This window comes from Shewanella sp. OMA3-2, assembly GCF_021513195.1.
GTDB lineage: Bacteria > Pseudomonadota > Gammaproteobacteria > Enterobacterales > Shewanellaceae > Shewanella.
In genome coordinates, this window is the sequence record NZ_CP090974.1 from 3913304 (window position 1) to 3929699 (window position 16396).

The following is a 16396-nucleotide window of genomic DNA, read 5'->3' on the forward strand; positions in this document are numbered from 1 at the left end:
GTATGACATTTTCCTTGCACCTTATTAAGCGCTGTTTAGTGGTCTTTAGTCGCCATTACCGCCAAGCTCTTATTCAAGCCAGTGCCATTTTACTGGGTATCATTCTGGCGGTATCCTTACTGATAGGCGTTAAAGCCACCAATGAGAACGCCAAACAAAGCTATGGTGAAACAACCGAATTATTGAGCCAACGTGCCAGCTTTTATCTTACTGATAAAGATCAAACTGGGATCGATGAAACAGCCTATTTTGCCTTACGCCAAGCCGGTATTCCTGCATTAGCCGTCATTGAAGGAATAGCAAGTGATCCACAAGGGCGATCATGGAAAATCAATGGCAGTGATATTATGGCGGCAATATCAATGCAGCCCAGCCAAAACAAGCATTCACCACACGCTAAACAAACAACGCCAGCCATTCCACTACAGCGTTTATTAAACGGTTATCCGGCTGTTGTTATATCTGACAATCTTGTCGAAAGAATGAATGCATTCACAAAAGGGCAATTGATTTTAAATAATATGCCTGTGGAGCTTATTCCAATAGAAGCCAGTCTTGGCTTAGGTAATAGCATGTTGGCGGATATCTCTTTTGCCCAGCAATTATTAGCTATGCCCAATAAATTGAGTTATATCGCGGTCTTTGTTCCGCTAGACAAATCACCATCGGCCATTGACTCGCAGCGAGCTCAAATCATTACCGCACTGGATCAGGCAGGATTTGATAGCCGCCAAGTACTTATAGACAATCAAGATGATGGTGAGTCGCTTAGTGCACTGACAGCAAGCTTTCATTTAAATTTAGATGCTATGAGTATGCTGGCATTTGTTGTTGGGTTATTTATTGCTTATAACGGCGTGCGCTACAGCCTAATGAAACGACAAAGGTTATTTATTCAGTTGTTGCAAATGGGTGTGGGTCGTCATAACTTACTCATCGCGTTAATTATTGAAATTATCTGTTTGGTGGTGGTTGGCAGTATTATCGGTTTTATCATGGGGCTGCAATTATCCCTGTGGTTACAACCTATGGTGGCGATGACATTAGAACAAATATATGGCGCAAAATTACTGCCCGGATTATGGCAATGGCAATGGTTTGCACAAGGGTTAGGATTAACTTTGGCAGCCTCGCTTGGCGCATGTTGGCCATTGTTATTACAGCTATCGCGAATGCCTTTAGCACAAGGCGCTCAACGTCAAGCACACTTAATACCCTATGAAAAACTCTTCAAAAAACAGGCTCTAACCGCCTGTATATTATTAGCCAGTAGTGCGATATTGTTTAATTTCACTTCTCAATACAAGCACAGTTTAATATTACTTGGCCTGGTTGCTATCGCTATTCCGCTATTGTTACCTATGACGATAAGCATTGGCGTGAGGTTGCTATTACCTTTAATGCCAAAAGGCCTATGGCAATATGTGGTCGCAGAAACCAAAGAGATTATCGCCCCACTCTCTTTAGCCATGATGGCTATATTGCTGGCGTTGTGTGCCAATATTTCAATGAATACCTTAGTCGGTAGTTTTGAAGCGACTTTAAAGCAATGGCTAGATGCCCGCCTTCATGCTGACTTATATATCCGCCCCAGTCCTAATACCCTATTGAACGTTAACGCCTTCCTTGATGCCGACCCTAAGGTAACCGCTATTTATAAACAATGGATGACAGAGACTAAATTGCTTCGCGATCAATCTAACCCTCACAACACAATCCCAATCAATCTGGTCAGCCGCGATCTTTACTCGATTAAAAACACCACTGTGTTTAAATCGCCAGGCAAGTTAGATGAGTCATTTTGGACTGAGTTTGAGCATGGTAAAAGCGTCTTCATCAGCGAGCCATTATCGATCAAATATCAACTTAATATCGGCGATAACATCAATATCGATAAACTGAGTAACACCGCTAACACAGTATTATCTACAGGTACGGCACAAATGAATCGCGACACATTCACGATTAGCGGCATTTACTTTGACTATGGTAACCCCATGGGAGAAGTGATTATTTCACCTTTGGCATGGCAAGATTACCATTTACCAGTCAACCCAATTAGTTTGGCCGTGGATTATCAAGGCGACAACGAGCAACTTCAACAAACACTTATCAGCAAGCAAGGTCTGTCATCTGCCAGTATGTATAGTCAGCAACGCATAAAAGATGAAGCCATTAAAATGTTCACTAAAACCTTTTCCATTACCGTCGTCCTCAATAGCCTAACTTTACTGGTCGCAGCCATTGGTTTGTTCAGTGCTTGTATGATGCTAACTCAAGCAAGACTAGCACCATTAGCGCGTTTATACGCTTTAGGAGTCAGTCGCAGGCAGCTTAGGGTCATGGTCACCTCGCAAATGATGTTGATAGTGTTACTCACCTGCTTACTTGCCCTGCCAATGGGGGCAATATTAGGTTACTTATTGATTAATAAAGTCACCTTGCAAGCTTTTGGTTGGACCATTGCGATGATATGGGATTGGCCGGCTTACGGCAGAGTAATTATGATTGCGATGCTCAGCTGCTTAGTTTCAGTGGCATTGCCGCTATATTGGCAAACCCGTAAGCCGTTAATCAGCAGCTTACAACAGGAGACATTATAATGCGCAGCGTAAACTGTGGCAGAACCAAAATGTTACTACCGACTCTGATAACTGCTGTTATCCTTATTCTAACTGGATGCCAACCTAGTACTGAGTCATCAACAGATGCAAATAAACCCGCTACGGGTATGTCGATGGGCAAGCTTTTGGCCGCCGATGAAACTTTACTGCTATATAACCAGGTGAGCCCTGGTAATACTCTTAAGTTTCCACAGGATCATCTATCCCATGATGGCTATAGAATTGAGTGGTGGTACATTACAGCCAACTTAACCACTGAAAATGGTGAGGCTATTGGTATTCAATGGACCCAATTTCGCAGCGCATTAAGTCCACCGGCTTCACTTAAAGAGCAATCTGCCACATCAACTCCGCAATCTCCTTGGGCAACCAATCAAATGTTTATGGCTCATGTTGGGCTAACCAGTAAAAATGAACATTACAGCGCAGAGAAGTTTTCCCGCAGTCATCCACAATTTGCCCAGGTATCTGCCAACCCGTTTGCCATTTACCTCGATAATTGGCGTTGGCAAAGTCATAACAACAGCCCATTCCCCGCCACTTTGAGCGTTAAAGATAAACAGTTTGGATATCAACTGAGCTTAGACAGTCAAAGCCCATGGCAATTACAAGGTGAGCAAGGATTTAGCATTAAAAGTGCTGACGCCACCGTTGCCTCACACTACTACAGCCAACCTTATATCAAGGTATCAGGCACCATTAACCGTAACGGTAAAACAGACACGGTAACAGGCCAAGCTTGGTTAGATAGAGAATGGAGCTCACAGTTGTTAACCGATAGCCAGCAAGGCTGGGATTGGTTTTCAATTCGCCTTGATGAAAAACAAACCTTAATGATGTTTAGATTAAGAGGTAAGCAACCACAAGATAGCTTTTACAGTGCTAGGTTGATGCAGGCTGATGGCAGTGGTCGCAACATCACCAGTGCCAGTCATCCTAATGACATTAATATGCAACCTATTGCCCGGCATACCAGCCAAAGCACTCGGTACCCCACGGGTTGGAAAATTGATATTGAAAGCGAAAATATTCATATCACCACCCAAGCACTTAATCCCAATAGTGAAATGTTATTGTCGACAACATACTGGGAAGGCCCAATACAAATTGAAGGCACACATTCAGGTATGGGCTATATGGAATTAACTGGGTATTAGCCATTTATATTGATCAACTTGCAAAATAAGGTCTCCTTTATGAGCATATCGATTAAATTAACCCACTTATGTCAAAGCATTGTCTAAATCATTATTTTCATTAGTACGAATAACTTAAGTAACCTCAACTCGGGTTAAGAGATGAGCTCAATAAGCTGAATTCAACAGATTTAGCTTATTTTGTAGCAAACTTGCCATTTTTTGAAAACAAGGCAGATTAGCACGTCAATTGCTGGCCTATTACACGTATTCTTGTTAAAAAAATAACGCTGTTAGCAAGGCAAAGGGCTGTTTGGTAGCGTTTATTATCTCGAGCTGAGGTTAAGTAACGAAGAACCACTTACGGCGGAGTCAGGTAAATTTTAGACATAAAAAAACCGTTGCCTAGGCAACGGTTTTTTCAGCGGCGAGTTAAGAATTACTTCTTAGCTTCAGCTGCTTTACGCTCTTTAACTTGAGCAACTACTTTTTCAGACACGTTGTTAGGACATGCTGAATAGTGTGAGAACTCCATAGAGAACTGACCACGACCAGAAGTCATAGTACGTAGTGTACCGATGTAACCGAACATTTCTGATAACGGTACAGCAGCTTTAATACGCACACCAGTAACGCCAGCGTTTTGATCTTTGATCATACCGCGACGACGGTTTAAGTCACCAATTACGTCACCAACGTTGTCATCTGGGCTGAATACATCAACGTTCATGATAGGCTCAAGAAGTTGTGGCTTAGCTTTAGCGATAGACTGACGGAATGCGCCTTTAGCAGCGATTTCGAACGCGATAGCTGACGAGTCAACTGCGTGGAATGCACCATCAGTTAATTCGAATTCAACGTCTAACACTGGGAAGCCAGCGATAGTACCTGTGTTCATCATACTACCAAAACCTTTCTGAACCGCAGGCCAGAATTCTTTAGGTACGTTACCACCAACAACTGATGATTTGAACACGAAGCCAGTGTTTGCTTCGCCAGGACGGATTTTATAATCGATCTTACCGAACTGACCTGAACCACCAGACTGTTTCTTATGCGTGTAACTATCTTCAACTTCAGCTGTAATAGTTTCACGGTAAGCAACCTGTGGCTCACCTACAATGAGTTCAACACCGTAAGTACGCTTAAGGATGTCTACTTTAATGTCTAAGTGAAGTTCACCCATACCTTTAAGGATGGTTTCACCTGAATCAACATCAGTTTCAACACGGAAAGATGGATCTTCTGCAATCATTTTACCGATAGCGATACCCATTTTCTCACTGCCGCCTTTATCTTTTGGCGCAACAGAGATAGAGATAACTGGCTCTGGGAATACCATTGCTTCTAGAGTACAAGGGTGCTTAGGATCACATAAAGTGTGACCAGTTTGCACGTTTTTCATACCAACGATAGCAATAATATCACCAGCCTGAGCTGATTCAATTTCAATACGTTCATTTGCATGCATCTCAACCATACGGCCGATACGCTCAGTTTTACCTGTGAATGAGTTAAGGATAGTGTCACCCTTCTTCAAACGACCAGAATAAACACGTACGAACGTTAGTGCACCAAAACGGTCATCCATAATCTTGAACGCTAATGCTTTAAACGGAGCATCAACGTCAACGATTGCGAATTCGCCAGTTTCAACGCCTTCTTCATCAGTTAACGGCTGTGGATCAACTTCTACTGGATCAGGAAGATAATCAACAACAGCGTCCAATACTAACTGCATACCTTTGTTTTTGAATGCGCTACCACAATATGTTGGGAACACAGCCATGGTACGAGTACCAGCACGGATACAACGCTTAATATCTTCAATAGATGGCTCAACGCCTTCCATATAAGCTTCTAATAAGTCATCGTCTTGCTCAAGAGCTGTTTCGATTAGCATTTCACGGTATTCTTCAACTAAGTCAACCATGTCAGCTGGCACAGGTTGAATAGTGAAGTTTTCTGGTAAACCTGATTCATCCCAAACGTGAGCTTCACGAGTCAATAGATCAACAACACCGATGAATTCGTCTTCAATACCGATAGGTAGAACCATAACCAAAGGATTAGCCGCTAAAACGTCTTTAGTTTGCTTAACAACACGTAAGAAGTCAGCACCCATACGGTCTAACTTGTTTACGAAGATGATACGCGCAACTTCTGAATCGTTAGCATAACGCCAGTTAGTTTCTGATTGAGGCTCAACACCGCCTGAACCACAGAATACGCCGATACCGCCGTCTAGCACTTTAAGCGAACGATATACTTCAACTGTGAAGTCAACGTGGCCTGGAGTATCAATAACGTTGAAACGGTGATCTTTCCAGAAACAGCTTACTGCTGCAGACTGAATGGTAATACCGCGCTCAGCTTCCTGTTCCATGAAGTCAGTAGTAGATTCGCCGTCATGGGTTTCACCAGCTTTATGGATTCTACCGGTTAACTTAAGGATACGCTCGGTGGTCGTGGTTTTACCCGCGTCAACGTGAGCGAAGATACCAATGTTTCTGTATTTGGATAATTCGGTCATGATTCAACTTTAATGATTAGTTTAAGAAGTAGACGGAGCATGCGAAAAGTACCGACACACCGCACATCAGGTTATTTTAGGCGCATATTGTAAATTGGAACCTTGCTGGGCGCAAATAGGAGTTGCAATATTTATGACTTTTCATCAAAAAAAAACCTCAAATAAAGCAATTAACCTATACAAAACAGCAAAATAAAAATAATCGAATATTTTTTAACCAAACAAAGAAAAAGTCGCCATTTGGTCAAATTATTGCATTTAACCTATCTTTAAGCCAATTAAGATATTTTTTATGGAAAAATGAAGCTGCTTTCAGCAAAAAAATACCCGCACTTGGCGGGTATTTTTAATTGGCTAGCGCAATGAACTTGTCATAGTTAACTAAGCAAATTATGCCTCAACCGGAGAGATAACAAACAATAGGTCATTTTGTGAAACTTGTTGACCGTTACTGTTTAAAATACGCTCGATACGGTATGTCTGATCTTCAGGATACAAGACGGCATCTTGGCGGTTAAATCCTGCTAATGTGACCTGCGAGAACATCTTCATAGCTTCTGTTAACGCTAAGGTTTGATCCACAGTGACTATGTCGCCTTCTTTAACAAAATCCGCTTCACCCGGTGCTGGAGAGGTGTAGAAAATCCCCGCACCTTGTGCCAATACTTTTAGCTCATTACTTTCACCAACACGTAACGACTCAGTATCCACTTTAACGTTTTCTGCAGCGGCTTCCATTTCAGCAATCAATTCAGGAATATCTAACTCAGCCATTAGGCGTGGTAAGTAGTTAGTATCGTATACGCCTTCATTGAAAGTGCGATCTTTAAGAATACGTTTTAACAACGGAATGTTAGTAGCAATACCTTTGATAACGACGGTATCTAAGTATTCGTACATTTTCTTGATAACATCTTCACGATCGATACCACGAATAATGATTTGAGCAATTAGACTGTCATAGTATGGTGATATTTCTTTACCGGCTTCAGCAATCGAAATCAGTTCAACATCATCACGCTTTGGCATTATACATTCAGTGATCATACCGGGTTAGGCAGTAACTGCAGAATGCCGTGACTGTCTAGGGCAGCTTTTTCCGCCGTAACGCGCACTTCCATTGCATAACCTTGCTCGACAGGCTGAAGGTTTTCAATTGAACGACCTGCGGCTATATCAAATTGGGCACTGACAATATCAATACCAGAAGTGGCTTCAGTCACTGGATGCTCAACTTGCAGACGTGTATTCATTTCCATGAAGTACACTTCATTAGCATCTAAGTTATAAATAAACTCGACAGTACCCGCCCCCATATAATCGGTGGCAATACCCAATGCACGGGTATATTCCATCACACGTTGTTTAAGCTCTTCTGGCAACATAGTTGAACCAGACTCTTCAATCACTTTCTGGTTGTTACGTTGTACAGAACAATCGCGAATACCCAATACCTTGGTATTACCGAATTTATCACGTAGCAATTGAACTTCAATATGGCGTAGCGAAGTTACATACTTCTCTAAATACAAATCGCCATTACCAAAGGCAGCTGCGGCTTCTGTGGCTGTTTTTTGGAATAAACCAATCATATCCTCGGCGCGCTTAACCACCTGAATACCTTTACCACCGCCACCTTGTACCGCTTTAAGCAATACAGGATAACCAATTTCAATTGCCACATTTACAGCTTGTTCAGCATTAGTCAAAATGCCATGGCTGCCTGGCACAACCGGTACATTTTGCGCTTGAGAGGTATGAATCGCGTTAGACTTGTTACCCATAGTCGTCATTGAATGCACACTTGGGCCAACAAAGTTAACACCGTTATTCACACATAACGCAGCAAATTGCGGACTTTCTGATAAGAAACCAATACCTGGATGAAGCGCATCGACATCTTCATAGTCAGCCACTCTTAACACCGAATAAGCATTTAAGTAGCTTTCATCAGAGGTATTACCGCCAATACAAACCAGTTTATCGTTCTCTTTTAGCATATCAGCCGGTACTGAAGTCATATCGGGATCTGATGCGACTAATACCACGTTGATATTATTATCATGCGCTTTACGAATTAATTTCACCGCGGTACAACCACGGGCATGAATAAGCACGGTATTAATTGGCTTCATTAGTGCGCGAGGATCATTTTGAAGAATAACTTCTTCAACCTCAACCACTTCAGGCACTAGCGAAGACAAGGCTTTATCAATCACGTCTTCAATACGCGCTGTAGGTAATGGCATTAATGGATCAATACCAGTCAACAAACCGTCTAACGTGTCGCTAAATGGGTTGTGCACTAAGCTGGTCATTGCACCTGGCACTTTCGATAAGTAGTTCGACAGTGTGGCGGTAGACGGTAAATATGCAGGTACCACCATTTGGCCAGCAAATGGCATATTGGTGCCAGACAAATAATAAGTTTGCACTAACGGATGAGTCACAAAACTAGCCTGTGCGCCACCGGTACAGTCACCAAAACCAAACATCAATACCGGTAATTCATTATCACGAATAAAACGCGTGATACGATCGTTTACCACAGCCATTGAGAATAGCGCCGCGGCACCTTCTTTGGTTTGCATACCACCAGAGCTGATAAAACAGATAACCGGTAGTTTACGCTTAGCACATTCAATAAGTAGCGCACTGAACTTCTCAGCACTGGCCATATCAAATGCACCCGCTTGGAAGGCAATATTTGACACTGCCACACCCACACGTAGCTTTTTACCTTCGTGCTTAAAATCAGCAAGACCTGTTATCAAACCACATGGGCGGATTTTCTTATCAATGGCATCTTCAATCGATAAACGAAAGCCTGGGAAGTTAAGCAAGTTGGCCGACATTTTGTCTGCATTAATCTCGTCAAACTGAGTGAAGAATTTGGCAACCACGCTCTCCCACCCCATTTTGCCTTTCTGTTTCTCTTCACGCAGGACTTTCTGGATTAACAAGTCTTGATAGCCCATGGTCAAACGGTTCCAGAAATCTTTACGACGTCCAATACGTACAGGGTTAATTGTTCCTGTGTATTTGTCGTGATCATCTTCACTGTCGAAGTATTCTGGTAATAAACGCTCAAAGAAATAAGTCAAAATAACGAATAATGAATCGTTAAGTTGTGGGAAACCAACACTTTTCCATTGCTCTACACGGATCAATAATTCAGCACGGTTTGATTGTGCCATAAAGTATTTAAGCCACTTGTAGAACTTAGCTTTGTCATTGGCTTCATCATTAGTTGAAAGGGCATTATCAATCGATTTATGCAGTAATTTATCAACTGATGCACGCGCCAAGCTTTTCGACATCATAGCTTCTTTAGATATTGACGCTAAGCTACCGACAACGTTGTCATACAAAGCATTAAAGATCAGAATGTTATGACAATGCCAAATAAAATCTTCACGAAGCTCATCATTAACCACCACATCTAATACGGTAAGTTGATTTAGCTCAGGCCATGCGGCTTGAGTAGCAGATTTTGGCAATGACTCTAAATGCTGAATTAAGCCTTTAAAGTTGTTAGCTGCATTACCTTTCCAACGGTGGAATAAAGACCAGGCGAGGTTGAAAATTAATGCCTTACGCGCTTTTTTATAGTTTTCTTTCGGCTCACCTAAAATAAAGCGGGTAATGACGTTACGTTCAGTAGACACTTCACTGCGTTTAGCAGAGAAATTGCCCCATAACTTATTAAGTTCTTCATCATAAACAAGCTTATCAGGGTTTGTTAACCAAGCTTGGAACACACGCTCTTGCTCTTGCTTGATTCGCTCAAGCAAGTCACCTTCAGGTACGCTTACTTTTGATAAACGACCATATTGTTCAAGCGAAATAGAATGGATACGGCTGCGTAAGGTTAAATAACGCAAATAACGATAAGCACTACCAAAGATATTGTGGTACATAGTCGGATTGCTTGCTACAGCCAAACCGGTATTATTTTCAAGGGTAACGAGATTTTTAGACGGCGCTAAGAAGCGCTGTAAGCTAAGTTCATAATGCTCTTTTAAATCCGTCGATTCAGCAACAAAACTCACCGCAGCACGCTCAACGGCTTCAATAGAACTAATAATAGCTCGACGTAAGTTATGTTGACGCTCATCTTTATCACTTGGGGTGAAATCGATAATGCCGTCGATACAACCAGCGGTATAAAGCTCTTCAGGCGATACACCTACTGACTTAGCACATTCCTGCCATGATAAGTTGTACTTACGTGCAATGCTTTGTAAACCTTGCGGTTGAATAGTATTGAAAATACCATCACGTATTGACAACAAAATGTTAGCAGCTGCAAGTGGAATCGCACCACCAGAGTAACCCGCACCAATCACAATACCCACTGTAGGTACGTCAACGTTTGCGCTTTCTGCAATGGCTTTAGAAATTGTATGTGCTTGGTTTTGACTATTGGCGATTTCACCCGCATCAGCACCTGGTGTGTCGATAAGGTAAATAATAGGCATTGATAATTCAGCAAAGTGACGAATCGCTTTACAGGCGGCTAAATGATGCTCAGGCATCCAAGCACCATTAGCTGTGCTGCGCTCTTGAGCAACAAAACCAATTCTGCGAGTACGAGTACCAAAGTTTAACTCAACTTCTGCACGGTAAAATGACCCTAAATGGCTTTCTGCAATGATTTTACCTTTTAAGTCGGCAATCATGCGTTTCGCGCCAGGACGATTTTTGTCTTGCGACGGTAAAATAACTTTATTGACGTAACCGTCAACATCTAAAGACGCCAAGCCTTTTAAATTTGCTTGTATAGCCTCTTCAGTTAATAACCCTTTAATTTCTTCCGATAAAGACTGCTTGCTGTGAGCAGGAAATAACGAAAAATCTTTAGCCAAGTGTTCAGCTTGTAAAAATAATGGATCCGCTGATAGTACTTTGGTCTTGTTAGCGGGCTGCTTTTTGCTGGTCATCCTTAGATCCTCTGCGTCGTTAGCCTCTGAAATTTTTAGCCCGTAAATATAACTTTGTTAATAGGCTAATTACCATATAAACTACCTTGAACGCTTTGTTCCATAAATGAGACAGTGAGGGCAATATGCCGGATTTGAACGGTATGATGCTGTTTGCAGCGGTAGTAAGAGCTAACGGCTTCTCTCAAGCAGCACGAGACATCGGACAAGCTAAATCTACAATTAGTCGAAAAGTTGCTCAACTTGAAGAGGAGCTCGGGGTACGTTTACTGCAACGTAACACTCGTAATATCAGCTTAACTCAAGTTGGCGCGCTATTTTTTCAACATTGTGAAACCATCAGTCAAGAGATTGAAGCTGCAAATGCTATTATCGAGAACACCCACAATGACATTTCTGGCTCATTAAGAATTGCCATTCCAGTGTCTTTTTCCCAAGAAGTGATCGGTCATTTGTGCTCTAGTTTTATGCGACTTTACCCCAATATTGAGTTAGATATTCAGTTTACTGACAGTGATATTGGGTTAGTGGGTGAAGGATATGATATTGCCATCAAATATGGCCCTTTACAGTCCTCTGATTTAGTGGCCAGGTTGCTGTTTGAAAGACAGCCTATTTTAGTCGCCAGCCCAAATTACATCAAAAAACATGGCGTCCCCGCTTCGCCGCAAGAGCTTAATCAGCACCAGGGCATATTACTAGGCACCAGCTTATCAGCTCCGATTTGGTCAGTGGGCAAAGGTAATCGTAAATTTATGGCCACCTTTCAACGTAAAGTGCGCGTTAACAGCGCCAAAATGGTTAAACGCTTTGCCTTAGATGACTTTGGGATTGCCTTATTGTCCAATACTAGCTGTAAGCAAGAAATTGCCTCGGGCAATTTAGTGCCTATACTGCAAGAATGGCCAATGGATTCTATTAAAGTGTATGGCGTGTATTCAAGCAGGCGACAATTAGCATCAAACATTAGTGCCTTTTTGGACTTTATTGCTAAGCGTTACAGCAATCAAGAATCATTAAGTGCAATAATGAAGTAAGGCGATACGCCGACCAAACACTATCGATTATGTTTAGCCTTGTGCGCCTTTAGCGTAAATAACTTGAGTGACTTAAATGAAAGCACAATCTCAAATGACTTATTTAATCTCAACCCGTGGAGATTAAAACAATTTAGCGACGCATAATGCCGTTAACTTTGTTAGCACTAAAAACGGTAAGGGAACCGTAAACTAATTTGATAGTCTGGCGAATCTTCAGTAAGTCCAGCACCTATGGAGGTCACCATAGATAAATTAGGTGATAACGCTAGCGTAGCGCCAATACCTAAGCTGGCGGTATTGGTATCAGTGCGAGGAATTTTATCCCACTCTCCGCCTTCTGGTCGCTGTTTGGTTTTAGTGTAAAAACGTTGATTAAAACTCATACTCAAACTCATCCGCTCAGAGACAGCAAAAGCCAAACCCACGCTATAATCAAGATAATCCCCTAAGTCAATTTCACCAGGGCTTAGCCGGCAGAACCGGACAAATCATCAAATGACTCGGTAAAACTAGCACCATAATTCAAATTAAAAAACACAATGGCAGGGTCAAAGGTCTTTGCTAAACTAAACCCTGTCGAAACACCCCAGACACCTGATCCTGTGGCCATTTCTGTAGGGTAGGTCAAGTTACCCGTATCGGATGTTTCAAGTAGGATTCCAAATGGATCTTTTCCCGTTGGTGCGCGAAGCCTAAAATTCCATACTACATCGGGCCAGTCTACTGATTCAGTATTGATCCGGTAATAAACAGCTCCACTTACATCACCAATTTGGCCGCCACTAATGTTGGCGGTTTCATAGCGTTGACTTGAGTTTCCCTCTCCTACCGAATCATATTGAGTCCAGCGATACAAATACGGCACACTCAACTCAAACTGCCAGAGTTCATTTAACGTATAACGGGTGGTAAGATCGAGACGCGTGGTATTGGTACGAATACGATCTAAATTTAAATTACCTAAAAAAATAGCATCAAGAGCCAAAAAACCTCTAAGAATGAGATCTTTTCGGCTGTAATAACTATATGTAAAAGACGGCTCTACGGTAAATTTTCGCGAAAAGACGTTATGAGCTTCTTGTAACACATCATCAGTACTTCTTGCTCTATCTGGGGCTTTCTTTCGATCTGAAGTATTATCCGCAATAACTGCTGGTTGAGTAGTTTGAGGACTTTGCCGTTCGACTGATGTTGGTGTTGATTGCGTCTGTTGTGGTTCAATTGCCGAAACGCCATTTACGGTATTAGCTTGCCGGCTTAACGCCTCTTGCCTAAGCACCTGCTGTGCCATCTGATTTATCGTTTGTTGCTGCAATTTAATCTGTTGATTTAAATAAATTAATTTTTGTTTCAGTTTAGCAAACTCTTGTTCAGATAACGCCGATTGTGAGACAAGCTCAGAACCCGTGTCTTCAGCATACGCAGGGATTGCCAATATTCCTGGCAGTAACACTGCGATAACTGAGTGCCATTTATTATTCATATTTACATCCTTGGTTAAGGCCTGTTGATCTTTCAAGGTTGTTTTTGCAACGAAGAGCAACAGACCCTAGTACAAAATCAATTAAAATCCTATTGCGGTTAAATCACTGATTTGCCTACCAAGTATATTTGAGTGAATCGGTCCTACAGGCATACCGTCATACCTTAGTGTAGACTGATTTATCACTCCATGACTGAGTCCATTAATAAAAATACTTTGCACTAACTGACCATTACCATTTTGATAACTGATCCCTTGGCTTGCCTTACCTGAAGGCAATTCAACCTGATATCCAACGGTGTTAGCATTTGTCGAAAATATGGTATTACCATTATTGCTGACAAGTGTTGTGCCGATTGCGACATTAACCCCCTGTATTAGCGGCGTTAACCGACCTTGCCCCATATCTAATTCATTGACGGCTAAGTTTTCACTCCCAGCGATTTGAATTCGTTGTTGTAACCCTGATGTTTGGCCCAAAGCGTCCAACTGAAATCCGTTACTACCACTCATAGCATTGGGATCACTGATAGTAATATTCACTGAAGATTGGTTATCTACTTGAGCAAATTCGATTTGCATGCCGACTTGCTGTTGAGTGCCATTTTCTTGAATAAATTGCGTTTGCATTTGCAAACCAAAATAATAGTCTTGGCCATTATTAGTGTATTTACCTTTCATGGATCCTAATTCGAAGTCTGTCAGCACTTGGCTGTATTGGAAAACAGACAGTGAAGGTGGGCTAGCCATCACTGGTGCAACTATCGCTAGCAGTAACATTATGCATAATTTCATACCTTCCTCCTTAAAGCATATCTGAATAAGAAAAACCAAATTCGAGTAGCTCTGCATCCGTCATAGGTGAGAGCGGATCGAGTGCGTTAAATGTTAGCTTTGCTCTTGGATGCAGCAACGGATTATCACGTTGATACTCTTGTCCAATAACCACAAATACAACCCCATTCCACTTTTTGTTAAATTCATCCATTGCCATAATCCGATTACCTAAAGCAGGATCGCCTAAATAGACTTCCCCACGATCATGGCGACGAAAAATCACAAAGTGGCTATAGCCACCATCATTAAGTAATACAATGGCAGGTATCTTAAGCAATAACATTTCTGCTTCACCGACTTTATATCCCCGCCCTCTTAATCCTTGAGATTGCAGGTAGCGTTTCATATTCAGCAGTGAAAACCCTTGTTCTTGAACCAAAGTCAAATCAGCATGTTCTAGCATACCAATTAACACTTTCTGCTCATTAATATCATCACGGTCATAGGCAAATTTTAACAGGCTAGCCAGACTAGCTGCCCCGCATGAAAAATCGGTTTTTTGCTCTATGACATGTTCAAATTTTCGCTCACGTATGCTCTGGATAGCTTTAGAATAAGTTCCCATACCAGGCACAACACCTGTTAAGCTGATCTCAGCAGCATAATTGTAGTGAGCCAGACTTAACGTGAGGAATATAGAGATCATTAATTGGATAATGTTGCGCATAAGATGAATCAGGAGGACTTGCCCCCTGCCTTATTCATAACGTTCAATTGAAGTTTACTCGTTAGAAACAATGTCTGCAGCACCTGTAATGCTAGTTAAAGCAAGGTTATTAGACTGTAAGTTTCCTGTACCACTGGCCAAGTTAACACCAATGTTACCCGATGCATTTTGGAAAGCGCTACCTGCTAATAATGAAGAGTTATTAGACTTCTGAACTACCGTTTGTATAAAGAAAGGCAATTGACCACTCACTGTGCCATTTAAATCTAAATCACCTTCTTCATTAAAGGTCATCACTGATGCCCCTGTTGGGTTATCAGTATCAAAATCAATATGACCATCAACTGAACCAGGACCACTATTATGACCACCATTTCCATCTAGAATAATTTCAGGATAGTAAGGCTCTGCTAGAGCAGAGGTACCGTCATAAGTTCCTTCGCCATTTAGGGCTAGATCCACATTGATATATTCAACGTCATTTTGCACAACCCCCATATTCATAGTGCCGTTATGTCCAGTACTCTGCACATTTGACACACTGGCTTCACCTAAACGACCATTGTATGAAGACGCGGCCATATTGTTAGCTTGAATATTGTTGTTACCTGCAGCAACGTTGACACCAATATTACCCGTGGCATTCATAAATGAAGCACCATTGATGGTTGAAGTATTGGTTGAGGCTTCGTTCCACACTCCATTAAAGCCACCCATTTGCGTACTGAAGATTTCTGCATCACCAGAACCAAAAGCAAAACCTGCATCAATAGAAGCTAAAGCAGCTGAATTACTTTGTGCATTAAAATCACCTGCTGCTTGGTTAACACCGATATTACCGCTGGAGTTTTCAAATGCATTGCCTGATATTTCTGCGTCATTATCGTGATAATAATTTTCAACTAAATTTGCACTAGTTTCCTGTACGTTTTCAACCACAGCCATACCTAAACCATTAGCTGTTATATTTCCTTCTATGGTCACTTTACCTTTATATTTAAGTTCTTTAGATACCTCTATTTTTTTCTCTAATTCAACACTACTGTCAGAATCAGTCAATCCGTTTGCATATGCAGAACTACTCATTATTGCTGCAATACTTAGTACTAGAGTGAGTTTTTTCATCTTCCCTT

At 41.7% G+C, this 16396-nt stretch carries 9 protein-coding genes and 1 pseudogene; 3 read left to right on the forward strand and 7 right to left on the reverse strand.

Translation table 11 applies throughout. The features are described from left to right. Positions 1 to 2 precede the first annotated feature (2 nt). Entirely contained in the window at positions 3 to 2603 is a 2601-nt protein-coding gene (locus tag L0B17_RS17290) for an ABC transporter permease (RefSeq protein ID WP_235086511.1), read from the forward strand. Next, entirely contained in the window at positions 2603 to 3781 is a 1179-nt protein-coding gene (locus L0B17_RS17295) for a lipocalin-like domain-containing protein (protein ID WP_235086512.1), read from the forward strand. Before L0B17_RS17290 ends, L0B17_RS17295 begins: the two co-directional genes overlap by 1 nt. Before the next feature lie 418 nt (positions 3782 to 4199). Here L0B17_RS17295 and fusA read toward each other — a convergent pair whose 3' ends face one another. Then, positions 4200 to 6293 (reverse strand): elongation factor G, encoded by a 2094-nt coding sequence (fusA, locus tag L0B17_RS17300; RefSeq protein WP_235086513.1) that lies wholly within the window; start codon positions 6291 to 6293, stop codon positions 4200 to 4202. A 390-nt stretch (positions 6294 to 6683) separates the two neighbouring features. Then, positions 6684 to 11236 (reverse strand): annotated as a pseudogene (locus tag L0B17_RS17305) (ATP-binding protein). Positions 11237 to 11361: 125 nt separating this feature from the next. Here L0B17_RS17305 and L0B17_RS17310 point away from each other — a divergent pair. Next, complete coding sequence (locus L0B17_RS17310) at positions 11362 to 12273, forward strand: LysR family transcriptional regulator (RefSeq protein WP_235086514.1); 912 nt, start codon at positions 11362 to 11364, stop codon at positions 12271 to 12273. A gap of 167 nt (positions 12274 to 12440) precedes the next feature. Here the strand turns inward: L0B17_RS17310 and L0B17_RS17315 are convergent, their stop codons facing one another. The 5 genes from L0B17_RS17315 to L0B17_RS17335 all read right to left on the reverse strand — a co-directional run bounded on the left by L0B17_RS17315 (position 12441) and on the right by L0B17_RS17335 (position 16388). After that, positions 12441 to 12659, reverse strand: coding sequence for a hypothetical protein (locus tag L0B17_RS17315; protein ID WP_235086515.1), 219 nt, complete (start codon positions 12657 to 12659; stop codon positions 12441 to 12443). An 83-nt stretch (positions 12660 to 12742) separates the two neighbouring features. Further along, entirely contained in the window at positions 12743 to 13759 is a 1017-nt protein-coding gene (locus L0B17_RS17320; RefSeq protein WP_235086516.1) for a hypothetical protein, read from the reverse strand. A gap of 81 nt (positions 13760 to 13840) precedes the next feature. Further along, positions 13841 to 14554: a hypothetical protein gene (locus L0B17_RS17325; RefSeq protein ID WP_235086517.1), complete on the reverse strand. Its 714-nt coding sequence runs from the start codon at positions 14552 to 14554 to the stop codon at positions 13841 to 13843. A gap of 10 nt (positions 14555 to 14564) precedes the next feature. Further along, positions 14565 to 15263: a C39 family peptidase gene (locus L0B17_RS17330; RefSeq protein ID WP_235086518.1), complete on the reverse strand. Its 699-nt coding sequence runs from the start codon at positions 15261 to 15263 to the stop codon at positions 14565 to 14567. A gap of 54 nt (positions 15264 to 15317) precedes the next feature. Further along, on the reverse strand, positions 15318 to 16388 hold the full coding sequence (locus tag L0B17_RS17335; RefSeq protein WP_235086519.1) for a hypothetical protein: 1071 nt from the start codon (positions 16386 to 16388) through the stop codon (positions 15318 to 15320). Positions 16389 to 16396: the final 8 nt, after the last annotated feature.

Bases quoted from the DNA above. Each gene is read 5' to 3' on its own strand.
- L0B17_RS17315 (WP_235086515.1), bottom strand. From the start codon at position 12,659: ATGAGTTTTAATCAACGTTTTTACACTAAAACCAAACAGCGACCAGAA.
- L0B17_RS17325 (WP_235086517.1), bottom strand. From the start codon at position 14,554: ATGAAATTATGCATAATGTTACTGCTAGCGATAGTTGCACCAGTGATG.
- L0B17_RS17320 (WP_235086516.1), bottom strand. From the start codon at position 13,759: ATGAATAATAAATGGCACTCAGTTATCGCAGTGTTACTGCCAGGAATA.
- L0B17_RS17330 (WP_235086518.1), bottom strand. From the start codon at position 15,263: ATGCGCAACATTATCCAATTAATGATCTCTATATTCCTCACGTTAAGT.
- L0B17_RS17290 (WP_235086511.1), top strand. From the start codon at position 3: ATGACATTTTCCTTGCACCTTATTAAGCGCTGTTTAGTGGTCTTTAGT.
- fusA (WP_235086513.1), bottom strand. From the start codon at position 6,293: ATGACCGAATTATCCAAATACAGAAACATTGGTATCTTCGCTCACGTT.
- L0B17_RS17295 (WP_235086512.1), top strand. From the start codon at position 2,603: ATGCGCAGCGTAAACTGTGGCAGAACCAAAATGTTACTACCGACTCTG.
- L0B17_RS17335 (WP_235086519.1), bottom strand. From the start codon at position 16,388: ATGAAAAAACTCACTCTAGTACTAAGTATTGCAGCAATAATGAGTAGT.
- L0B17_RS17310 (WP_235086514.1), top strand. From the start codon at position 11,362: ATGCCGGATTTGAACGGTATGATGCTGTTTGCAGCGGTAGTAAGAGCT.